The 23737-nt window shown below is 57.8% G+C and carries 16 protein-coding genes; 13 read left to right on the top strand and 3 right to left on the bottom strand.

What is annotated here, in order from left to right; genetic code table 11:
- The first annotated feature begins 176 nt into the window (after positions 1–176).
- The 7 genes from glgB to SPE70_RS24375 all read left to right on the top strand — a co-directional run bounded on the left by glgB (position 177) and on the right by SPE70_RS24375 (position 10471).
- The gene (glgB, locus tag SPE70_RS24405; RefSeq protein WP_008806987.1) at positions 177–2363 is read left to right on the top strand and encodes a 1,4-alpha-glucan branching enzyme; all 2187 of its coding nucleotides are present in this window, start codon (positions 177–179) and stop codon (positions 2361–2363) included.
- The gene (gene glgX / locus SPE70_RS24400) at positions 2360–4336 is read left to right on the top strand and encodes a glycogen debranching protein GlgX (protein ID WP_022066279.1); all 1977 of its coding nucleotides are present in this window, start codon (positions 2360–2362) and stop codon (positions 4334–4336) included. The genes glgB and glgX overlap by 4 nt, the downstream gene beginning before the upstream one ends.
- Positions 4337–4416: 80 nt before the next feature.
- On the top strand, positions 4417–5712 hold the full coding sequence (glgC, locus tag SPE70_RS24395) for a glucose-1-phosphate adenylyltransferase (RefSeq protein WP_008806989.1): 1296 nt from the start codon (positions 4417–4419) through the stop codon (positions 5710–5712).
- Positions 5712–7145, top strand: coding sequence for a glycogen synthase GlgA (gene glgA, locus SPE70_RS24390; RefSeq protein ID WP_004202133.1), 1434 nt, complete (start codon positions 5712–5714; stop codon positions 7143–7145). The genes glgC and glgA overlap by 1 nt, the downstream gene beginning before the upstream one ends.
- 17 nt (positions 7146–7162) lie before the next feature.
- Positions 7163–9610, top strand: coding sequence for a glycogen phosphorylase (gene glgP / locus SPE70_RS24385; RefSeq protein ID WP_008806990.1), 2448 nt, complete (start codon positions 7163–7165; stop codon positions 9608–9610).
- A gap of 214 nt (positions 9611–9824) precedes the next feature.
- The gene (locus SPE70_RS24380; RefSeq protein ID WP_004174016.1) at positions 9825–10172 is read left to right on the top strand and encodes a type II toxin-antitoxin system RelE/ParE family toxin; all 348 of its coding nucleotides are present in this window, start codon (positions 9825–9827) and stop codon (positions 10170–10172) included.
- Positions 10172–10471: a helix-turn-helix domain-containing protein gene (locus SPE70_RS24375; protein ID WP_008806992.1), complete on the top strand. Its 300-nt coding sequence runs from the start codon at positions 10172–10174 to the stop codon at positions 10469–10471. The genes SPE70_RS24380 and SPE70_RS24375 overlap by 1 nt, the downstream gene beginning before the upstream one ends.
- Before the next feature lie 62 nt (positions 10472–10533).
- On the opposite strand, the gene glpD is transcribed toward SPE70_RS24375, so the two are convergent.
- Positions 10534–12042 carry a glycerol-3-phosphate dehydrogenase gene (gene glpD / locus SPE70_RS24370; protein ID WP_008806993.1) on the bottom strand — a complete coding sequence of 503 codons (1509 nt, stop codon included), beginning with the start codon at positions 12040–12042 and terminating at the stop codon, positions 10534–10536.
- Between the two features lie 204 nt (positions 12043–12246).
- On the opposite strand from glpD, the gene glpE reads away from it, so the two are divergent.
- Genes glpE through SPE70_RS24355 form a run of 3 tightly spaced genes read left to right on the top strand, consistent with a single transcriptional unit; the run spans position 12247 to position 14265 of the window.
- Positions 12247–12576 (top strand): thiosulfate sulfurtransferase GlpE, encoded by a 330-nt coding sequence (gene glpE, locus SPE70_RS24365; protein WP_004202138.1) that lies wholly within the window; start codon positions 12247–12249, stop codon positions 12574–12576.
- Between the two features lie 50 nt (positions 12577–12626).
- Entirely contained in the window at positions 12627–13457 is an 831-nt protein-coding gene (glpG, locus tag SPE70_RS24360; protein ID WP_008806994.1) for a rhomboid family intramembrane serine protease GlpG, read from the top strand.
- 49 nt (positions 13458–13506) lie between these two features.
- Complete coding sequence (locus tag SPE70_RS24355; protein WP_008806995.1) at positions 13507–14265, top strand: DeoR/GlpR family transcriptional regulator; 759 nt, start codon at positions 13507–13509, stop codon at positions 14263–14265.
- Positions 14266–14280: 15 nt separating this feature from the next.
- Here SPE70_RS24355 and malT read toward each other — a convergent pair whose 3' ends face one another.
- Positions 14281–16986 (bottom strand): HTH-type transcriptional regulator MalT, encoded by a 2706-nt coding sequence (malT, locus tag SPE70_RS24350; protein ID WP_008806996.1) that lies wholly within the window; start codon positions 16984–16986, stop codon positions 14281–14283.
- 131 nt (positions 16987–17117) lie between these two features.
- Between malT and SPE70_RS24345 the strand changes: the two genes are divergently transcribed.
- From SPE70_RS24345 to malQ, 3 genes are all read left to right on the top strand, one after another.
- Positions 17118–17267, top strand: a complete 150-nt coding sequence (locus tag SPE70_RS24345) for a hypothetical protein (protein ID WP_012540400.1) — start codon at positions 17118–17120, stop codon at positions 17265–17267.
- 343 nt (positions 17268–17610) lie between these two features.
- Complete coding sequence (gene malP / locus SPE70_RS24340; protein ID WP_012540401.1) at positions 17611–20001, top strand: maltodextrin phosphorylase; 2391 nt, start codon at positions 17611–17613, stop codon at positions 19999–20001.
- Positions 20002–20011: 10 nt separating this feature from the next.
- Entirely contained in the window at positions 20012–22108 is a 2097-nt protein-coding gene (gene malQ, locus SPE70_RS24335; RefSeq protein WP_064141767.1) for a 4-alpha-glucanotransferase, read from the top strand.
- A 98-nt stretch (positions 22109–22206) separates the two neighbouring features.
- On the opposite strand, the gene gntT is transcribed toward malQ, so the two are convergent.
- Positions 22207–23523, bottom strand: coding sequence for a gluconate transporter (gene gntT, locus SPE70_RS24330; protein WP_008806999.1), 1317 nt, complete (start codon positions 23521–23523; stop codon positions 22207–22209).
- Positions 23524–23737 lie beyond the last annotated feature (214 nt).

Here is a 23737-nt window from a genome sequence, read left to right as displayed (position 1 = left end):
AACGCGGATGTTAGATTTTTCCCCACGGAGGTAACTCAGCCTTGGCTATGCTTTAAGTAAGGAATTCCTTACCTGAAGGTGGGACGGAGCAGGAGGATGCTGAGAGCACTGCGCCGTTCAGGTCAAAAAAAGTCGCCAGTTACAGGAATGAGCGACACTTACAACAGGATGAAAGCATGTCTAATCATATTGATAGAGACGTGATTAATGCGCTAATCGCCGGTCATTTCGCGGATCCCTTTTCCGTGCTCGGCATGCACCGAACTGACGCCGGGCTGGAAGTGCGCGCATTATTACCCGATGCCACCGACGTGTGGGTTATTGAACCGAAAACCGGACGCAAAGTCGGCAAGCTCGAATGCCTCGACTCGCGTGGTTTCTTCAGCGGCGTCCTGCCACGTCGCAAAAACGCCTTTCGCTATCAGCTGGCCGTCACCTGGCACGGGCAGCAGAATCTGATTGATGACCCTTATCGCTTTGGTCCGCTGTTGCAGGATCTTGACGTCTGGCTGCTGTCCGAAGGGACCCACCTGCGCCCTTACGAAACGCTGGGCGCGCACGCTGCCACCATGGACGGCGTCACTGGTACCCGTTTCTCGGTGTGGGCGCCGAATGCCCGCCGCGTGTCGGTGGTGGGGCAGTTTAACTACTGGGATGGCAGACGCCACCCGATGCGATTCCGCAAAGAGTCCGGGATCTGGGAGCTGTTCGTTCCCGGCGCGCATAATGGCCAGCTGTATAAATTCGAACTGATTGACGCCCACGGCCATCTGCGGGTCAAAGCCGACCCTTACGCCTTTGAGTCGCAAATGCGTCCGGAAAGCGCCTCGCTTATCTGCGACCTGCCGCCCAAAGTGGAACAGCCGGCGGACCGCAAAGCGGCGAACCAGTTTGATGCCCCGATCTCTATCTATGAAGTGCATCTCGGCTCCTGGCGCCGTCATACCGATAATAATTTCTGGCTGAGCTACCGCGAGCTGGCCGACCAGCTGGTGCCCTACGCGAAATGGATGGGCTTCACCCATCTCGAACTATTGCCGGTTAACGAGCACCCGTTCGACGGCAGCTGGGGCTATCAACCCACCGGGCTCTATGCGCCGACCCGCCGTTTCGGCACCCGCGACGATTTCCGTTACTTTATCAACGCCGCGCACGCCGCCGGGCTGAACGTCATTCTTGACTGGGTGCCCGGCCACTTCCCGGCGGATGATTTTGCCCTTGCCTCGTTTGACGGTACTTCGCTGTATGAGCACAGCGATCCACGCGAGGGGTATCACCAGGACTGGAATACCCTGATCTACAACTATGGTCGCCGCGAAGTCAGCAACTTCCTCGTCGGTAACGCGCTGTACTGGATCGAGCGCTTCGGTATTGATGCCCTGCGGGTCGACGCGGTGGCCTCAATGATCTATCGCGATTACAGCCGCAAGGCAGGTGAGTGGATCCCCAACGAATACGGCGGCCGGGAAAATCTGGAAGCTATTGAGTTTCTGCGCAGCACCAACCGCATCCTCGGCGAACAGACGCCGGGCGCGGTGACGATGGCGGAAGAGTCCACCGATTTTGCCGGGGTGACCCGTCCGCCAGCCGGCGGCGGCCTCGGTTTCTGGTTCAAATGGAACCTCGGCTGGATGCACGACACCCTGGATTACATGAAGCTCGATCCGGTGCATCGCCGCTACCATCATGACAAAATGACCTTCGGCATGCTCTACAACTACACCGAAAATTTTGTGCTGCCGCTCTCCCACGATGAAGTGGTGCACGGCAAAAAATCGATTCTCGACCGCATGCCGGGGGATGCCTGGCAGAAGTTTGCCAACCTGCGCGCCTACTACGGCTGGCTGTTCGCCTTCCCGGGTAAAAAACTGCTGTTTATGGGCAATGAGTTCGCTCAAGGCCGCGAGTGGAACCACGACGGCAGCCTCGACTGGCATCTGCTGGAGGGCGGCGACAACTGGCACCATGGCGTCCAGCGACTGGTGCGTGACCTGAACCATACCTACCGTCACCATAAAGCGCTGCACGAGCTGGATTTTGACCCCTACGGTTTCGAATGGCTGGTGGTCGACGACCATGAGCGTTCGGTGTTTGTCTTTGTGCGCCGCGACCGGGCCGGGAATGAGATTATCGTCGCCAGCAACTTCACGCCGGTGCCGCGCCATGACTACCGCTTCGGCATTAACCAGCCGGGACGCTGGCGCGAGGCGTTGAATACCGACTCCATGCACTATCACGGCAGCAACCAGGGTAACGGCGGTGTGGTGGAGAGCGACGCGATCGCCAGCCATGGCCGCGAACATTCGCTATCGTTGACCCTGCCTCCGCTGGCGACGATCTGGCTGGTCCGGGAGGCGCAATGACCTCACTTGCGGCAGGCAAACCTGCGCCGTTGGGCGCCAGCTATGACGGCAAGGGCGTGAATTTCGCCCTCTTCTCCGCCCATGCGGAGCGGGTGGAGCTGTGCGTATTCGACGAGCAGGGTAACGAGCAACGCGTCGATCTCCCGGCGCGCAGCGGCGACATCTGGCACGGCTGGCTGGACGCTGCCGGGCCGGGCCTGCGCTACGGCTATCGGGTGCATGGTCCCTGGGACCCGGCGCAGGGGCACCGCTTTAACCCGGCGAAGCTGCTGCTCGATCCCTGCGCGTATCGGGTCGAGGGCGATCTGCCGGATGACGAACGCCTGCATGGTGGAATGTGGGAGCCGGATCATCGCGACAGCGCCGCAATCGCGCCAAAATCGCAAGTGGTGGATCTGCATTACGACTGGCGGGGCGATAAGCCGCCGCGTACCCCGTGGGGGGAAACGGTGATTTATGAAGCGCACGTGAAAGGACTCACCCTGCTGCACCCGCAGCTGCCGGAAGCCATTCGCGGAACTTATAAGGCGCTGGGCCACCCGGTGATGATCGCTTACTTCAAATCGCTGGGCATCAGCGCCCTCGAGCTGTTGCCGGTAGCGCAGTTCGCCAGCGAGCCGCGACTGCAGCGGATGGGCTTGAGCAACTACTGGGGCTACAACCCGCTGGCATGGTTCGCGCTGGATCCGCGCTATGCCAGCGATCCCGCGCGTGCCCTCGATGAGTTTCGTGATGCGGTTAAGGCGCTTCATGCCGCCGGCATCGAGGTGATTCTGGATATCGTGCTCAACCATAGCGCGGAAATTGATCTCGAAGGGCCCACCGTCTCCCTGCGCGGAATCGACAACCGTAGCTATTATTGGGTAAGGGAGGATGGCGATTATCACAACTGGACCGGCTGCGGTAATACGCTCAATCTCAGCCACCCCGGGGTGGTGGAATGGGCGCGCCAGTGTTTGCGCTTCTGGGTGGATGAGTGCCATGTCGACGGCTTTCGCTTCGACCTCGCCTCAGTGATGGGGCGGACGCCGGAATTCCGCCAGGATGCGCCGCTGTTCGAGGCTATCCGCCGCGACAGCGTGCTGTCGCAGGTGAAACTGATTGCGGAACCCTGGGATATCGGCCCGGGCGGCTATCAGGTGGCTAATTTCCCACCGCTGTTCGCCGAATGGAATGACCATTTTCGCGATATTTCCCGTCGTTTCTGGCTGCAGCAAAACGTCTCCCTCGGTGACTTTGCGCAACGCTTCGCGGCCTCCAGCGATCTCTTTGCTCGCGATGGCAAACGGCCATCGGCGACGGTGAACCTGGTGACGGCCCACGATGGCTTCACGCTCCGCGACTGCGTCTGTTTCAATCAGAAACACAATGAGGCAAACGGGGAGGAGAATCGCGATGGGACTAACAATAACTACAGCAACAATCATGGTATAGAGGGATTAGACGCCAATCTTGCGGTGATTGAACGGCGGCGCGCCAGCGTGCATGCGCTATTGACGACGCTGCTGCTGGCTCAGGGGACGCCAATGCTGCTGGCGGGCGATGAGCAGGGCCACAGCCAGCACGGCAACAATAATGCCTACTGCCAGGATAACGCGTTGACCTGGCTGGACTGGCGTCAGGCGAACCCGGGATTAACCGCGTTTACCGCGGCGCTGATCCACCTGCGCCGTCGCATTCCAGCGCTCACCCGCAACCGCTGGTGGCAGGAGGGCGATGGCAATGTCCGCTGGCTTAATCGCAACGCCCAGCCGCTGACTGCCGGGGAGTGGCAGCAGGGCGCAGCGTGTATGCAGATCCAGTTGTCTGATCGCTGGCTGCTCACGCTGAACGCCACCGCAGAGGTGGTCGATATGGTTTTACCTGAGGGGGAATGGCGCGCCGTTCCTCCCTTCGCCGGAGAGGATAATCCGGTCATCATGGCTGTCTGGCATGGGCCCGCGCACGGAGTGTGCGTATTTCAAAGGTCGTAATCCCTGAAGCTTCCGGTTGAACTCGTGGCGGCGGCGCGGCGGGATGAGAAGGAAAGCTGGGGTGTAAAAAGGAGTTAATCATGGTTAGGCTTGAAAAAAACGATCCGCTGATGCTGGCGCGTCAATTACCCATCAAATCCGTGGCGTTGATCCTCGCGGGCGGGCGTGGCACCCGGCTCAAGGATCTCACCATTAAGCGTGCGAAACCTGCCGTTCACTTCGGCGGCAAGTTCCGTATTATCGATTTCGCATTATCTAACTGCATTAACTCAGGGATCCGCCGTATCGGCGTCATCACCCAGTATCAGTCGCACACGCTGGTGCAGCATATCCAGCGCGGCTGGTCGTTCTTCAGCGAAGAGATGAATGAGTTTGTCGATCTGCTGCCAGCCCAGCAGCGCGTGCACGGCGAAAACTGGTATCGCGGCACGGCGGACGCAGTGACGCAGAACCTGGACATCATCCGCCGCTACAAAGCGGAGTACGTGGTGATCCTCGCGGGCGATCATATTTATAAGCAGGATTACTCGCGCATGCTGATTGACCATGTCGAAAAAGGGGCGCGTTGCACCGTGGCCTGCATGCCGGTGCCCATTGAAGAGGCATCCGCCTTCGGCGTCATGGCGGTCGATGAAAACGAAAAAATCATTGAATTCGTCGAGAAACCCGCTAACCCGCCGGCGATGCCAACCGACCCGACCAAATCACTGGCCAGTATGGGCATTTATATCTTTGACGCCGCCTATCTTTATGAGCTGCTGGAAGAAGACGATCGCAACGAAAACTCCAGCCACGATTTCGGCAAAGATATCATTCCGAAGATCACCGAAGCTGGCATGGCTTATGCACATCCTTTCCCGCTCTCCTGCGTGCAGTCTGACCCGAACGCTGAGCCGTACTGGCGCGATGTGGGAACGCTGGAGGCCTACTGGAAGGCCAACCTCGATCTGGCGTCAGTCACGCCGGAACTGGATATGTACGACCAGAACTGGCCGATCCGCACCCATATGGAATCGCTGCCGCCGGCGAAGTTCGTCCAGGACCGCTCCGGTAGCCACGGCATGACCCTGAACTCGCTGGTTTCCGGCGGCTGCATTATCTCCGGGTCGGTGGTGGTGCAGTCGGTGCTGTTCCCGCGCGTGCGGGTGAACTCATTCTGTAACATTGATTCGGCAGTCTTGTTGCCAGATGTCTGGGTGGGGCGCTCATGCCGCCTGCGTCGCTGCGTGATTGACCGCGCCTGCGTCATCCCGGAAGGTATGGTGATTGGTGAGAACGCGGAAGAGGATGCACGCCGCTTCTATCGCTCAGAGGAAGGTATCGTGCTGGTGACCCGCGACATGCTGCGGAAATTGGGGCACAAACAGGAGCGCTAATGCAGGTCTTACATGTATGTTCTGAGATGTTCCCGCTGTTAAAGACGGGCGGTCTGGCGGACGTCATCGGCGCACTGCCGGCGGCGCAAATTGCGGAGGGTATCGACACCCGCGTGCTGTTGCCGGCGTTTCCCGATATCCGCCGCGGCGTGGTGGATGCCCAGGTGGTAACCCGCCGCGATACCTTCGCCGGGCGGATCACGCTGCTGTACGGCCACTTTAACGGCGTGGGGATCTACCTGATAGATGCCCCGCATCTCTATGACCGGCCGGGGAGCCCATACCACGATACCAACCAGCACGCTTATACCGACAACGTCCTGCGCTTTGCGCTGCTGGGCTGGGTGGGAAGCGAAATGGCTAGCGGACTGGATCCGTTCTGGCGCCCGGATGTGGTGCATGCCCATGACTGGCACGCCGGCCTGACGCCGGCCTACCTGGCGGCGCGCGGACGCCCGGCTAAATCGGTCTTTACCGTGCACAACCTGGCCTACCAGGGGATGTTTTACTCCTGGCATATGAATGATATCGAGCTGCCGTGGTCGTTTTACAACATGCATGGCCTCGAGTTTAACGGTCAGATCTCGTTTCTGAAGGCCGGTCTTTACTACGCCGACCATATTACGGCGGTAAGCCCGACCTACGCGCGCGAGATCACCGAACCGCAATACGCCTACGGCATGGAAGGGCTGCTGCGCCAGCGCCATCATGAAGGACGGCTGTCGGGGATCCTCAACGGCGTTGACGACGGTATCTGGAGTCCGCAAAACGATCTGCTGCTGCCGATGCGCTACGATCGCGACACGCTGGAGGAGAAGGCGGAGAACAAGCGTCAGCTGCAGATTGCGATGGGCCTGAAGGTCGATGACAAAGCGCCGCTGTTTGCCGTGGTCAGCCGCCTGACCAGCCAGAAAGGGCTGGATCTGGTGCTCGAAGCGCTGCCGGGTCTGCTTGAGCAGGGCGGCCAGCTGGCGCTGCTGGGCGCCGGCGATCCGGTGCTGCAGGAAGGTTTCCTCGCCGCCGCCGCCGAACATCCGGGCAAAGTGGGGGTGCAGATTGGCTACCATGAGGCCTTCTCCCATCGCATTATGGGCGGCGCCGACGTCATTCTGGTGCCGAGCCGCTTTGAACCGTGCGGCTTAACTCAGCTGTATGGTCTGAAGTACGGCACGCTGCCGCTGGTGCGCCGCACCGGGGGGCTGGCGGACACGGTCTCTGACAGTTCGCTGGAGAACCTTGCCGATGGTCTGGCGACAGGGTTTGTCTTTGAGGACAGCAATGCGCTGTCATTGCTGCGCGCTATCCGTCGCGCCTTTGTTCTCTGGTCGCGCCCGTCGCTCTGGCGCTATGTGCAGCGTCAGGCGATGAATATGGATTTTAGCTGGCAGGTTGCCGCGAACTCCTATCGCGAACTTTATCAACGCTTGATGTAACCACTGGAGTCATTGTTATGAATGTACCCTTTAGCTATGCATCACCGACGCTGAGCGTTGAGGCGTTAAAGCACTCTATTGCCTATAAGCTGATGTTTATCATCGGTAAAGATCCGGCCATCGCCAACAAGCATGAATGGCTTAACGCCACGCTGTTTGCCGTTCGCGATCGCATGGTGGAGCGCTGGCTGCGCTCCAACCGCGCGCAGCTTTCGCAGGAAGTGCGCCAGGTTTACTATCTGTCGATGGAGTTCCTGATTGGCCGTACCCTCTCTAACGCGCTGCTGTCGCTAGGCATTTATGACGATGTGAGCAGCGCACTGGCGGAGATGGGGCTCGATCTGGAAGAGCTGATCGATGAAGAGAATGACCCCGGTCTTGGCAACGGCGGTCTGGGCCGTCTGGCGGCCTGCTTCCTGGATTCCCTGGCGGCGCTGGGTCTGCCGGGACGCGGTTACGGGATCCGCTACGACTACGGGATGTTTAAACAGAATATCGTCGATGGCCGACAAAAAGAGTCCCCTGACTACTGGCTGGAGTACGGTAACCCGTGGGAGTTTGAGCGCCACAACACCCGCTACAAAGTGCGTTTCGGCGGCCGCATTCAGCAGGAAGGAAAGAAAACCCGCTGGATTGAGACGGAAGAGATTATTGCGGAAGCCTACGACCAGATCATCCCCGGCTTTGACACCGACGCCACCAACACGCTGCGTCTGTGGAGCGCGCAGGCCAGTAGCGAAATTAACCTTGGTAAATTCAACCAGGGCGACTACTTCGCTGCGGTAGAGGATAAAAACCACTCCGAAAACGTCTCCCGCGTGCTCTATCCGGATGACTCGACCTACTCCGGACGCGAGCTGCGTCTGCGCCAGGAGTATTTCCTCGTGTCGGCGACGGTACAGGATATTTTGAGCCGCCATTACATGTTGCATAAGACCTTTGACAACCTGGCGGACAAGATTGCCATTCACCTCAATGACACCCACCCGGTGCTGTCAATACCGGAGCTGATGCGCCTGCTTATCGACGAACATAAATTCAGCTGGGACGAGGCGTTCGAGGTGACCTGTCAGGTCTTCTCCTATACCAACCATACGCTGATGAGCGAGGCGCTTGAGACCTGGCCGGTGGATATGCTGGGCAAAATTCTGCCGCGCCATCTGCAGATTATCTTCGAGATTAACGATTACTTCCTCAAGACCCTGCAGGAGCAGTATCCCAATGATACCGCGCTGCTCAGCCGAACCTCGATTATCGACGAGTCCAACGGCCGTCGCGTGCGGATGGCCTGGCTGGCGGTGGTGGTCAGCCACAAGGTCAACGGCGTGTCGGAGCTGCATTCGCGGCTGATGGTGGAGTCGCTGTTTGCCGAATTCGCTAAAATCTTCCCGATGCGCTTTACCAACGTCACCAACGGCGTCACGCCGCGCCGCTGGCTGGCGCTGGCCAACCCGCCGTTGTCGAAAGTGTTGGATGAGCATATCGGCCGCACCTGGCGGACCGATCTGAGCCAGCTTGACGAGCTGAAGCAGCATATCGACTATCCGACGGTCAATCAGGCGGTGCGTCAGGCTAAACTGGAAAACAAACAGCGGCTGGCCAGCTATATTGCGCAGCAGCTTAATGTGGTGGTGAATCCGAAGGCACTGTTTGATGTGCAGATCAAACGCATCCACGAGTACAAACGCCAGCTGATGAATGTGCTGCACGTCATTACCCGCTATAACCGGATCAAAGCCGATCCGCAGGCGGAGTGGGTGCCGCGAGTGAACATTTTCGCCGGTAAGGCGGCCTCGGCTTACTACATGGCCAAGCATATTATTCACCTGATCAACGATGTGGCCGCGGTGATCAATAACGATCCGCAGATTGGCGACAAGCTGAAGGTGGTCTTTATCCCCAACTACAGCGTCAGCCTGGCGCAGCTGATTATTCCGGCGGCAGACCTGTCGGAACAGATCTCCCTCGCAGGCACTGAAGCTTCCGGCACCAGCAATATGAAGTTTGCCCTTAACGGAGCGCTGACTATCGGCACCCTCGACGGGGCGAACGTGGAGATGCAGGAGCACGTGGGCGAAGAGAATATCTTTATCTTCGGCAACACCGCGGAAGAGGTGGAGGAGCTACGTCGCAGCGGCTATAAACCACGCGAATACTACGAGCAGGATGAAGAGCTTCACCAGGCGCTGACGCAGATCGGTACCGGCGTGTTCAGCCCGGCGGAACCGGGGCGCTACCGCGACCTGCTGGATTCGCTGATTAACTTTGGCGACCACTACCAGGTGCTGGCGGACTATCGCAGCTATGTGGACTGTCAGGATCGCGTCGACGAGCTGTATCAACATCCGGAAGAGTGGGCCTATAAAGCGATGCTGAATATTGCCAACATGGGCTACTTCTCCTCTGACCGGACGATCCAGGAGTACGCGAAATATATCTGGCATATCGACCCGGTAAGGCTGTAAGCCAGTCAATGCAACTCAACGGGGCCATTTGGCCCCGTTTCTGTCTGTGCGGAGAACGTTTTATTCGGAAAAGTGCCGGGGAGGATTCAGGCTATTGCGGGAATATACTATTGACGTGAATTCGCCAGCAGTACGATAAATGCTCAATAAGTTTACGTTCATAGCCTAATGGCTATAATATGGATGATAGCCTTTAGGCTATGAGGGATCGCCTATGTGGGATGTAGAAACGACGGATACGTTTGATGCCTGGTTCGAATTACAAAGTAGAGCTTTAAAAGAGGATATGTTGGCCACGATGCTCATCTTGTCTGAGTTTGCTCCGCAGCTTGGGCGCCCGTATGTTGATACGGTGAAAGATTCAACGTTTCAGAATATGAAAGAACTCCGGGTTCAGCATCATGGGCTCCCCATCCGCGCCTTTTTTGCTTTTGATCCTCTGCGGAAAGCTATCGTTTTATGTGCGGGCAATAAGGATGGCATGAATGAGAAACGTTTTTACAAAGAGATGATTACTCTGGCTGACAGAGAATTCAGCCAACACCTGACTAAGGAGCGATAATGGCCACGCTAAAAGAACTCATGGCGAAACAGAGTCCTGAAAGCCAGCAGCGTATTGCAGCGAAAGCGGCAGAGATACGCCAGTCTGTCGCTTTAAACTTGCTTCGAGAAGAGTTGCAAATGTCGCAAACAGAGATGGCTGCGGCTATGGGGGTAAAGCAGCCAACGATCGCTAAAATGGAACAGGCTGATAACGATCCGCGGCTTTCGACCCTAAAACGCTACATTGCGGCATTGGGGGGAGAACTCAGTATAAATGTCACGTTGCCGACTGGAAAAAAAGTCTCGTTTAATTTGTGAACAGGTATCCGGGCCAAGCGCAAGCCATAGCCCGGGTATTTCTCTCCTGGCGCCACGCGATGTCAGGACGCTAACGACAGTTCAGACTTTCCCGCATGCTGCGCCAGCCATTCGCTGATGCGCGCTTGCTGCTCGGCATTCAGCCACATGCCCTGTTTGGTACGACGCCAGATGGCGTCATCCAGGCTGCGCACCCATTCGTGCTCAACCAGATATTTCAGCTCGGCTTCATAAAACTCATGGCCGAAATCTTCCCCCAGATCGCTCAGGGCGCTGGCTTCCTTCAGGATCCACTCGCTGTTGCTCCCGTAGGTGCGGGCATAATGGCGGGCCAGTGATTCGCTGATGAACGGGAAGCGACGGCGTAGTTTTGCTGCATAGTCGTCGCGGTCGCCGCCGATATCGCCGCCGGGGAGCACCGCGGTTTTGGTCCATGCCGGGCCGATTCCTTTGTAATAGGGAGTCAGTTTTTCCAGCGCATGCTCGGCCAGCTTGCGATAGGTGGTCAGCTTCCCGCCGAAGACGGAGAGCAGCGGCGCCTGGCCGTTCTCATCGTGAATATCCAGCGTGTAGTCGCGGGTGATCGCCTGCGGCGAATCCGACTCGTCATCACACAGCGGACGGACGCCGGAGTAGGTCCAGACGATATCGTCCCGGCTGAGAGTCTTTTTAAAGTGCGCGTTATAGACGTTCAGCAGGTAATTAATCTCTTTATCATCAATGGCTACCGCTTTCGGATCGCCCTTATACTCGACGTCCGTCGTGCCGATGATGGAGAACTCATCCATCCACGGGATAACAAACACAATACGTTTATCTTCGTTTTGCAGAATATAGGCCTGCTTCTGAGTATGCACTCGCGGCACCACGATGTGGCTGCCCTTGATCAGGCGGATACCGTAAGGCGAGCGCAGATGCATCCCTTCGTCGAAGAACTGTTTGACCCATGGACCGGTGGCATTGACCAGACCGCGCGCCTTCCAGGTAAACTTCTCGCCGCTATCGATATCTTCCGCTTCCACCACCCACAGGCCATTCTCTCGTTTTGCCGAGATGGCGCGAGTGCGGGTCCGCACTTCGCCGCCTTTGCGGACAACCATCTGCGCGTTGGCCAGCACCAGGCGGGCATCGTCGACCCAGCAGTCGGAATATTCGAAACCGCGCACAATTTCCGGCTTAAGTACCGATTCTGCGCCAAAACGCAAGCCGGTGGAGCCCGGCAGGCTGGTGCGTTTGCCCAGATGATCGTACATAAACAAGCCGATACGGATCATCCATGCCGGACGCAGATGCGGACGATGCGGGAGACGAAAGCGCATCGGGAAGGCGATATGCGGAGCCATTTTTAACAGCACTTCACGCTCGGCCAGCGCTTCGCTGACCAGGCGGAACTCATAGTGTTCGAGGTAGCGTAGCCCGCCGTGGATAAGTTTGGAACTGGCGCTGGAGGTAGCGCAGGCGAGATCGCGCGCTTCCAGCATCAGTACGGATAAACCCCGCCCGGCGGCATCTGCCGCGATACCGGCACCGTTGATGCCTCCGCCTATCACAATCAGATCTTTGGTTTCCACGTTCTTACCCTCTCACACTTTCGTTTAAGCTCACAAATGCTCGATATCGCTCACTATAGCAAACAAACGCGCTTTTGGTAACATCAAAAAAACATTTTGGAGTGATGGGTGTAACATATTGGCGTTTCTTTACCGCCTGACGGTACACTACAGGGTAAAATTGGGCCGGCCATCGCCCGTCATGACGAGAAAGAGAAGAGAATCATGGAACAGTTTGAATGTATCAACGTTGAAGAAGCGCACCAGAAGCTGCATCAGCAGACGGCGGTGCTGGTGGATATCCGCGATCCGCAAAGCTATGCGATGGGCCATACGCCGGGCGCGTTTCATCTGACCAACGATACGCTGGGCGCGTTTATGCGTGACCACGACTTTGACACGGCGGTGATGGTGATGTGCTATCACGGCAACAGCAGCAAGGGCGCCGCGCAGTATCTGCTACAGCAGGGGTTTGATAAGGTCTACAGCGTTGATGGCGGGTTCGACGCCTGGCATCGCCATTTCCCGGCGGAAGTGGCGCACGGGACGTTTTAACGGCTGGCAGGTATACTATCCCCCTTTGTGTGGAATAAGCGATTCGCTGCATGTTAATGATTACCTCTTTTGCCAATCCACGGGTGGCCCAGGCGTTTGTCGATTATATGGCGACGCAGGGGATTATCCTGACCATTCAGCAGCACGCCCAGAGCGACGTCTGGCTGGCTGATGAGAGTCAGGCCGGGCGTGTCAGGGCTGAGCTGGCCCGCTTCCTTGAGAACCCGGCGGATCCGCGTTATCTGGCGGCGAGCTGGCAGTCCGGACAGACCAATAGCGGGTTGCGCTATCAGCGCTTTCCTTTTTTTGCCACGCTGCGGCATAACGCCGGCCCGTTCACCTGGGCGATTCTGCTCATCTGCATCGCGGTGTTTATCCTGCAAAATCTGCTGGGCGATCAGCCGGTGATGATTTGGCTGGCCTGGCCCTACGATCCTTCGCTGCAGTTCGAAGCCTGGCGCTATTTCAGCCATGCTTTCATGCATTTCTCGCTGATGCATATTCTCTTCAACCTGCTATGGTGGTGGTATCTCGGCGGCGCGGTGGAAAAACGCATCGGCAGCGGCAAACTGGTGGTGATCACCGTTATCAGCGCCCTGTTGAGCGGCTTCGTGCAGCATCAGTTTAGCGGCCCGTGGTTTGGCGGCTTATCGGGCGTGGTCTATGCGCTGATGGGCTACGTCTGGCTGCGGGGCGAGCGCGATCCGCAGAGCGGTATTTATCTGCAGCGCGGGTTGATACTCTTTTCTTTAGTGTGGTTAATTGCTGGCTGGTTTGACGTTTTCGGCATGGCGATCGCTAACGGCGCGCATGTGGCTGGTCTGGCGACCGGCCTGGCGATGGCGTTTGTTGATACCTTACATGGGCGAAAACGCGCATAAAGACTTACCGACAGGGGTCGGGTAGGCGACATTTTTCCAGGGATATTTCATGAAACAAACACAACGTCATGACGCGATTATCGAGCTGGTAAAAAAACAGGGTTACGTCAGCACGGAAGAGCTGGTTGAGCAGTTCGCGGTCAGCCCGCAGACCATCCGCCGCGACCTGAATGATTTAGCCGAACAGAAAATGATCCTCCGCCATCACGGCGGCGCGGCGCTGCCCTCCAGCTCGGTGAACACCTCCTGGCACGATCGCAAAGCGACCCAGACGGCGGAAAAAGAGCGTATCGCCCGGCGGGTAGCCAGCGAGATCCCCGACGGGGCGACGCTGTTTATTGATATCGGCACCACGCCGGAAGCGGTGGCGCACGCCCTGCTCGATCACCACGATTTGCGCATTGTCACCAATAACCTGAACGTGGCCAACACGCTGATGGTGAAAGAGGACTTCCGCATTATTCTCGCCGGTGGTGAACTGCGTAGTCGCGACGGCGGGATCATTGGGGAAGCGACCCTGGATTTTATCTCGCAGTTCCGTCTCGACTTCGGCATTCTTGGCATCAGCGGCGTCGACAGCGATGGCTCGCTGCTGGAGTTTGATTATCATGAAGTGCGCACCAAGCGCGCGATCATTGAGAATTCACGCCACGTGATGCTGGTGGTGGATCATACCAAGTTTGGCCGCAATGCGATGGTCAATATGGGTAGTATCAGTATGGTCGATGCGGTCTATACCGACGTGCTGCCGCCGGCGGGCGTGCTGAAGGTCATCACCGATAACAACCTCCAGCTGGAGCTGTGCTAAACGGCAACGGCGTCGTCAGACGCCGTATCCCATCATCTTGAGTAACTGCTGAGCATGCTGCACCGCGTCTTGCCGGTGGGCGACGCCCAGTTTCTGATACAGGTTGCGAATGTGGGTCTTGATGGTGGTAGCCGCCACGTCAAGCTCGCCGGCAATCTGCTCGTTGCTGTAACCGGAATAGATTAAGCCAAGCACCTGCCATTCGCGCTGGGTCAGCGGGCTGGTGCGGATAAGCTCCGGCACCTCCGGGTGATTCAGCAGCCGCTCGACGAACCCTTCGTCAAAGTGGGCGAATTTGTGGCGATGATGCTGGTTGATGTCGCGCAGAATACGCTGGGCGCGGTGTTGCTCCAGCTCCGGCAGAGTGTTCAGCTGGATCAGCTGGCGCAGCTGCTGAGCCATCGCCTCGCCTTCAATCACAAAGTGGTTGATAAAGCCGGTGCGGTTGGCGAGCGTCAGGGCTTCGAGCAAGGCTTTCTGCGCTTCGCTCTTGCGTCCCGCCTGCCAGTACAGTTGATTGAGCAGCAGCAGGTTGCGGTTGAGATCGCTCATCAAACGCAGCGAACGCGCATTTTCGTTCAGCTCTTCCAGCACCATTTCCGCCGGTTCGAAATCGCCCAGCAGGATCTGCGCCCGGGCAATGTTGCGCCACTGGCTCTGCAGGAAGTGGTTGTTGGCGAATTCCGGCTTCGGCGTCTGGCGCAGCCAGTTGGCCGCCGCGGTTTTATCGCCGGTCATCTGCCAGTAGATCACCCGCACCTTATCGGCGTTGGAGACCCAGTCGCTGTGATAATGACCGTTACCGAGCAGGTTTTCCAGCCGGTTCAGGTGGCTGCGGGCATTATCGAGATCGCCGCGCGCCAGCGAGCACTGGACCATCAGCGCCAGACACTGCAGCTGCTGCTGCGGCTGATAAGTTGAGAGAACGTCCATTCCCTGGCGGGCGCAGGCTTCAGCTTCGTCGAGGCGCGCCCATGCCCACAGCAGCTGAGAACGGATGCGCAGCAGGAACTCATGCATCGGCAACTGCTCAAGGTGCTGTTCACGCACCAGCTGGAAGGCTTTCTCCTGGCTCTCCCAGGCAGCCTGCAGGAAGCCCTGGGCAAAGAGAATTTCACTTTGCTGAATAATGCTCCACAGCGCGTAATGCCACACGTCGTGACGGCGGGCCATCTGTTCGGTCTGCTGCATCACGGCGAGGGATTTGGTCAGTTTCCCCTTGCAATGGAGGACTTCGCCATGCACCGAGGTGGCGACGATGCGGCTGTAATAGTTGGCCAGCGGCAACTCTTCCAGGGCCACCATCGACAGACGTTCCGCTTCGTCCTGGTCGCCGTCGTTAATCGCTACCTGTGCGCGCAGCGCGTTGAAATCGCCATGCATCGCGGTGTCCATTTCCACACTCATCTCCTGCTCGGCGCGCGCCAGCAGGGTGTTGACTTCGCTGTAACGATGCTGGCTCTGCATCAGCCAGGCCTGCAGCAGGATCAGGCGCGGATTTTCCAGCAGATTTGACCAGGGCAGCGCCGACAGCGACTGCTCCAGCAGCCCCAGTTCGCTATGGTTAAACATGCCCCAGGCGTGGTTGAGTAAGATATCGCGCAGCATTTTGGCATCGCCAGCGGCCAGAGCATGATGAATGGCCTCGCTGGGGAACCCTTGCGCCATCCAGCTTTCCGCCGCAGCGCGGTGGATCTCCGGCAGTTCAACCGCCAGCTCCCACTGACAACGCTGGCGCAGGAAGCTGCCAAACAGCGGGTGATAGCGGAACCATTCACCGGAATCATCCATCCGCTGCAGGAACAGCCCCTGGCGTTCGATCTCCTCCAGCTGCATCTGGCCATTCTCTTCGCCGGTGACGCGCACGATTAACGCGTCGTTCATCGAGCGTAGCAGAGAACTCTTCAGCAAAAAGTTACGCGTGCGGGCGTCGACGTTATCCAGTACTTCATCCACCAGATAATCCGACAGATGGCTGGCGTTAATCCCGGCGAGGCGGCGGGCGGAGTGTTGGGCGGAAGAGTTATTCTGGCGGGCGGAGAGGGCGATGAGCTGCAGCGCGGTGGCCCACCCGGCGACATCGTCGCACAGCCGGCTGCTGTCGTCGGCTTCGATTGGCGACGTCAGACGGCAGTCGAAAAATTGTTTCGCTTCCTGGTGGGTAAAGGCCAGCTGCTGGCTGCCAATCTCCAGAAGCTGATCGCGGACGCGCAGGTTGGCAATGCCCAACTGCGGCAGGTTACGCGACAGCACCACCAGGGTCATATTCTCCGGCTGATGGCGCAGGAAAAAGCGCATCGCGTCATGGATCACCGGATTATTGATCAAGTGATAATCATCAATGACGAGGTACAGCGGGCGCTGCCAGTCGGCGAGTTCAATAAACAGCTGCGCAAAAAGAGAGGAGAGGCTGGCGTACTGGCGCTTTTGCACCATCGCTTCACTGGCCGCGCAGTGGTTGCCGGTAGCCTGCTGGATCGCCGCGATCAGATAGCTGGCAAAACGCTCCTGCTGATTGTCGCCTTCGTCCAGCGAAAACCACCCGAGATCGTTTTTACCCGCGGCCCACTGAGAAATGAGCGTTGTTTTACCGTACCCGGCAGGGCTGGTGATCAGCACGAGACGATAATTGTTCGCGCCGGAAAGTTTCGCCAGTAAACGCTCACGAACCACAGTGTGTTCAAGGCGGACCGGACGACTTAATTTGGACGGAATCAACATAGTTCTACATTTCGCTGTGCAAGAGAGAGGTTGCGATTTTTTTTGCGCTTCGTAATTAATATCTAATAAGGTCGGTGATTATGAAATTTATTGCAAGTTATGTCCGAACTTTATGCTCTTGAATTTGCTCTATGTCACAAATTTTGACATTGGTTGAGAATGGGGAAAAATCGCAGGCAGAACTCGCCGCCAGCGGTTTTCAGGCGGCGGCTGGCGGAGCGGGGAGAGATTTATTTTATGTGAAGAGTAGTTGTTTGTTTTTATTAAATTATTGTCAGTGATTTCTTAGAAGTAATCTTTTTTGCGGATCAATGTGATGAAATGTGCTTATTTCTCCAGAGCTCTCTATTTATTTTTTTAATAACCTGGCGAGAGGCGGAAAGATTTTTAGCGCGTATTGGCCTGTAACAAATTTTTTCCCTGCGGACGTAACCTCTCGATTGTCATATCGCGGTGATTTTTACAGCATATTTTTGCCTTCTCACCCACACTATAGTGTCCAGGATCACACTTTTCGCTCATCCCCGCCACTCCTCCCTGTCTAATCCCCGTCGGGATGAGGACGATGAATCGGGAGGTCGGCACACTAGCGCCATCGTTTTAGTAAAGGACCCGGATCTCATTATGTCACAGACTTCATTTAACAAAGCTCAGTTTCAGGCTGCACTGACGCGTCAGTGGCAGCATTTTGGTTTACAGTCCGCTTCCGAGATGACACAGCGTCAATGGTGGCGCGCGGTCAGCGGAGCGCTGGCGGAACTTCTGGCGGCGCAGCCGGTAGCGAAACCGGCGCAAGGACAGCGTCACGTTAACTACATCTCGATGGAGTTTCTGATTGGTCGCCTGACCGGCAACAACCTGCTCAACCTGGGCTGGTACGAGGGCGTCAGCGACGCACTGAAAGGCTACGACGTCAACCTCACCGATCTGCTGGAAGAAGAGACAGACCCGGCGCTGGGTAACGGCGGCCTGGGACGTCTGGCAGCCTGCTTCCTCGACTCCATGGCGACGGTGGGGCAGTCGGCGACCGGTTACGGCCTCAACTATCAGTATGGTCTGTTCCGCCAGTCCTTTGACGATGGCCAGCAGATGGAAGCCCCGGACGACTGGGGGCGTAACAGCTACCCGTGGTTCCGCCATAACGAGGCGCTGGATGTCCAGGTCGGCATCGGCGGGAAAGTCAGCAAAAACGGCGAATGGCAGCCGGCGTTCGTCATTACCGGCGAAGCCTGGGACCTGCCGGTACTTGGCTATCGCAACAACGTCGCCCAGCCACTGCGTCTGTGGCAGGCCAAACACGCTCATCCGTTCAACCTGACCAAATTCAACGATGGCGATTTCCTGCGCGCCGAGCAGCAGGGCATCGACGCGGAAAAACTGACCAAGGTGCTGTACCCGAACGACAACCATCAGGCCGGTAAAAAACTGCGCCTGATGCAGCAGTACTTCCAGTGCGCCTGCTCAGTGGCCGATATCCTGCGTCGTCATCATCTGGCAGGCCGCAAGCTGGCCGAGCTGGCGGATTACGAAGTGATCCAGCTGAACGATACGCACCCGACCATCGCCATTCCGGAGCTGCTGCGCGTGCTGATCGACGAGCACCAGCTGAGCTGGGACGACGCCTGGGCGATCACCAGCAAAACCTTTGCTTACACCAACCACACCCTGATGCCGGAAGCGCTGGAGTGCTGGGATGAGAAGCTGGTGAAAGCGCTGCTGCCGCGCCATATGCAGATCATTAAAGAGATCAACGACCGCTTTAAACAGCTGGTGGACAAAACCTGGCCGGGCGATAAGCAGGTCTGGGCGAAGCTGGCGGTGGTGCATGACAAGCAGGTTCGGATGGCCAACATGTGCGTGGTGGGCGGCTTTGCTGTCAACGGCGTGGCGGCGCTGCACTCGGACCTGGTGGTAAAAGATCTGTTCCCGGAATATAACCAGCTGTGGCCGAACAAATTCCATAACGTGACCAACGGCATCACGCCGCGCCGCTGGATCAAGCAGTGCAACCCGGCGCTGGCCTCGCTGCTGGATGAGACGCTGAAAAAAGAGTGGGCCAATGACCTTGACCAGCTGATCAATCTGGAAAAATACGCTGACGATGCGGCATTCCGTCAGACCTATCGCGATATCAAGCAGGCCAACAAAGTTCATCTGGCCGAGTTTGTGAAGCAGCGTACCGGGATTGAGATCAACCCGCAGGCGATTTTCGATATTCAGATCAAACGCCTGCACGAGTACAAGCGTCAGCACCTTAACCTGCTGCATATTCTTGCGCTGTACAAAGAGATCCGCGAAAACCCGCAGGCGGACCGCGTGCCGCGCGTCTTCCTGTTCGGCGCGAAAGCGGCGCCGGGCTACTATCTGGCGAAAAACATTATTTTTGCCATCAATAAGGTAGCGGAAGCGATCAACAATGACCCGAAAGTCGGCGATAAGCTGAAGGTGGTCTTCCTGCCGGACTATTGTGTATCGGCAGCGGAAAAACTGATCCCGGCGGCGGATATCTCCGAGCAGATCTCCACCGCGGGTAAAGAAGCCTCTGGCACCGGCAACATGAAGCTGGCGCTGAACGGCGCGCTGACCGTCGGGACGCTGGATGGCGCTAACGTGGAAATCGCTGAGCAGGTGGGCGAGGAAAACATCTTTATCTTCGGCCACACGGTTGAAGAGGTGAAAGCCCTGAAAGCGAAAGGCTACGATCCGCTGAAATGGCGTAAAAAAGACAAGCTGCTCGATGCGGTACTTAAGGAGCTGGAGAACGGCACCTATAGCAACGGCGACAAGCATGCCTTCGATCAGATGCTGCACAGCCTGCTGCAGGGCGGCGATCCGTACCTGGTGCTGGCCGATTTCGAAGCCTACGTAGCGGCGCAAAAACGGGTAGATGAGCTGTATCGCGACCAGGAGGCCTGGACCCGCGCGGCTATCCTCAACACCGCGCGCTGCGGCATGTTCAGCTCCGACCGCTCGATCCGCGATTATCAGCAACGTATCTGGCAGGCGAAACGCTAAAGGAAGGCCTATGGAGAGTAAACGCCTCGATAATGCCGCGCTGGCGGCGGGCATCAGCCCCAGCTATATCAACGCGCACGGTAAGCCGCAGTCTATCGCGGCTGTCACCAAACAGCGCCTGCTGGATGCGATGCATCGCTCTACCGCCGCCACGAAAGTGGCGGTTAACCCGCTGCCGAACGTGAAAATTTTCACCCACGGCAAAAAAATGTCGCTGCTGGTGGCAGGACGCGGTGAGTATCAGTGGATCCTGACCACTGAGGACGGTAAGCAGTATCAAGGGAAAACCCGCGGCGGCGAGACGCTGCCGCTGCCGGCTAAACTGCCGGAGGGGTACCACTCCCTGACGCTCACCCAAGAGGGAGAGCGTTGGCACTGCCGGACCATTGTCGCGCCGGCGCGCTGCTACGAACCGCAGCCGCTGAAAGAGGGGAAAAAGCTGTGGGGCACCTGCGTGCAGCTTTATACCCTGCGCTCGGAGAAAAACTGGGGGATCGGCGATTTTGGCGATCTGCGGGCCATGTTGCCGGAAATCGCCCGCCGCGGCGGGTCGTTTATTGGCCTTAACCCGATACATGCTCTCTATCCGGCGAACCCGGAGAGCGCCAGTCCGTATAGCCCGTCTTCACGTCGCTGGCTGAACGTCATCTACATCGACGTTAATGCGGTTGAAGATTTCCAGCGTAGCGAAGAGGCGCAGGCGTGGTGGCAGTCCGCAGCGACCCAGCAGGCCTTGCAGGCGGCGCGGCAAACGGATGATGTCGACTATACCGCGGTCACCACGCTGAAAATGACCGCGCTGCGAATGGCGTGGAAACGATTCTCTCGTCGTGAAGATGAGCAGATGACAGCGTTCCGCGAGTTTGTTCTGCGCGAAGGGGAAAGCCTCTACTGGCAGGCCGCTTTCGATGCGCTTCACGCCTGGCAGGTACAACAGGACCCGCTGCGCTGGGGCTGGCCGGCCTGGCCGAAGGCCTTTCAGGATATCGACAGCCCGGAGGTGAAAGCCTTCTGCATTGAGCATGAGGACGACGTCAGTTTCTATCTCTGGCTGCAGTGGCTGGCCTGGAGCCAGTTTGCCGCCTGCTGGGAAACCAGCCAGCGTGACGGGATGCCGATTGGCCTCTACCGCGATCTGGCGGTGGGCGTCGCCGAAGGCGGGTCGGAGACCTGGTGCGACCGTGAGCTGTACTGCCTGAAAGCGTCCGTGGGCGCGCCGCCGGATATTCTGGGCCCGCTGGGCCAGAACTGGGGCCTGCCGCCGATGGATCCGCATATTATTGCCGCTCGCGCCTATGAGCCGTTTATTGATCTGCTGCGCGCCAATATGCAGAACTGCGGCGCGCTGCGCATCGATCACGTGATGTCGGTGCTGCGTTTGTGGTGGATCCCCTATGGTGAAACCGCCGACCATGGCGCTTACGTTCAGTATCCCGTCGACGATCTGCTGTCGCTTCTGGCGCTGGAAAGCCAGCGTCATCGCTGCATGGTGATCGGCGAAGACCTGGGCACGGTACCGGTGGAGATTGTCAGCAAGTTACGCAACAGCGGCGTCTATTCTTATAAGGTGCTCTATTTTGAGAGTGATGCAGAGAAAACGTTCCGCGCGCCGGCGCTGTACCCGGAGCAATCAATGGCTGTGGCGACGACGCACGACCTGCCCACCCTCCGCGGCTACTGGGAAAGCGGCGATCTGACGCTAGGTAAAGCGCTGGGGCTCTATCCTGATGAGGTGGTGCTGCGCGGGCTGTACCAGGACCGCGAGCTGGCGAAGCAAGGGCTGCTGGATGCGTTGCATAAGTACGGCTGTCTGCCCAAACGTGCCGGGCATAAGGCCTCTCTGATGAGCATGACCGGGATCCTCAACCGGGGGATGCAGCGTTACATTGCCGACAGTAACAGTGCGCTACTGGGCCTGCAGCCGGAAGACTGGCTGGAGATGGCGTCGCCGGTTAACATTCCGGGCACCAGCACTGAGTACCCGAACTGGCGCCGGAAGCTGTCCGTCACCCTGGAGCAGATGTTTGCCGATGAACAGGTCAATAAGCTGATTAAGGATCTGGATAAACGGCGCAAGGCGGCGAGCAAGAAAGCCGCCGCCAGATGACTTCCCGCCGCGTCGTTTGCTGCGCGGCGATGAGCATGTCCGATAAAAAAGGCCGGTCCGCATTATGCGGACCGGCCTTTTTCTGTGCGGGAGTCTCCTTACACCACCATCCCCAGCAGCAGACAGCCTACCAGGCCGCATACTGAGATAATGGTTTCCAGCACCGACCAGGACCTGATGGTCTCGCCGATGGTCAGGTTAAAGTACTCTTTGAACAGCCAGAAACCCGGATCGTTGACGTGAGAGAAGATAACGCTGCCGGAGCCAACGGCGATAACCATCAGTTCCGGGCTGACGCCGGTGGTGGCGATCAGCGGCGCTGCAATCCCGCCTGCGGTGATGGCGGCAACGGTCGCCGAACCCAGCGCGATACGCAGCACTGCGGCGATTGACCACGCCATAAACAGCGGAGACATGTTCGATTCGTGCATGATAGAGGCGATGTATTTATCCATGCCGCTATCCACCAGCACCTGTTTGAAGGCGCCGCCGCCGCCGATGATCAACAGCATCATCGCGATGATTTTAATAGAAGAAGTCAGGGTATCGTTGATCTGCTCCATGGAGCGGCCGCGGTTCAAACCGAAGGTGAACAGGGCGATCAGTACCGCAATCAGGGTGGCCATCACCGGGTCGCCGAAGAACTCAGCAATCGGCAGGAAGGCGTGGCCCTTCGGCAGGATCATCTCGGCCACGGCGCGCATCGCCATCAGGATCACCGGTACCAGCGAGGTCCAGACGCTGACGCCAAAGCCAGGCATCTCTTCTTCAGTGAATACTTTCGGGTTATGCAGGCCTTCCGGGATCGGCTTATCAATGCCTTTCAGGAAGCGCGCAAACACCGGCCCTGCCAGGATAACCGTCGGGATAGCCAGAATGGTGCCGTAGAGCAGCGTTTTGCCCATATCGGCATGGAAGATGGTGGCAATCGCGGTCGGACCCGGATGCGGCGGCAGGAAGCCGTGGGTGACAGAGAGCGCGGCGGCCATCGGGACACCGACGTACAGCAGCGGGATGCGGGCCGAGGCGGCGATGGTAAACACCAGCGGCAGCATCAGCACGAAGCCCACTTCATAGAACAGCGCGAAGCCGACGGTGAAGCCGGTCAGGACCACGGCCCACTGAATATGCTTCTTACCGAACTTATTGATAAGGGTAGTGGCGATACGCTGGGCGCCGCCGCAGTCTGCCAGCAGTTTACCGAGCATAGCGCCGAAGCCCATGATCAGCGCGAGGCTGCCAAGGGTGCCGCCAACGCCGTTCTTGATAGAGACGATCACTTTATCCAGCGGCATACCCTGCATTAATCCGACGGCGAGCGCCACCAGAACCAGCGCAATGAAGCCGTTCATTTTGAAACGGATCATTAACAGCAATAACAGGGCAACCCCGATAGCAACGATGATTAATGGCATGATTTACCTGGCCTTAATTTGTTATGGGTAACGTCAAAGATTCAACCTGTAAGACATCTGCCCCATGTGGGAGCAAAATAGTCTGGCACCGTAAATACTTGCATTATCCTTACCCAGAGAAAGGATAGCTGGCTATTTTTTTGCCGGTGGTGCCTGAAGGGGATGATACGGGTAACATGTGAGGGTTGAGAATCACCTGACGGGGGAAAATGTT

This window comes from Klebsiella sp. ZJOU C1, assembly GCF_035620215.1.
In the GTDB taxonomy this organism is placed as follows: domain Bacteria; phylum Pseudomonadota; class Gammaproteobacteria; order Enterobacterales; family Enterobacteriaceae; genus Klebsiella; species Klebsiella variicola.
Note: the sequence above shows the minus strand (reverse complement) of the source record. Positions and strands in the feature narration are given on the sequence as shown.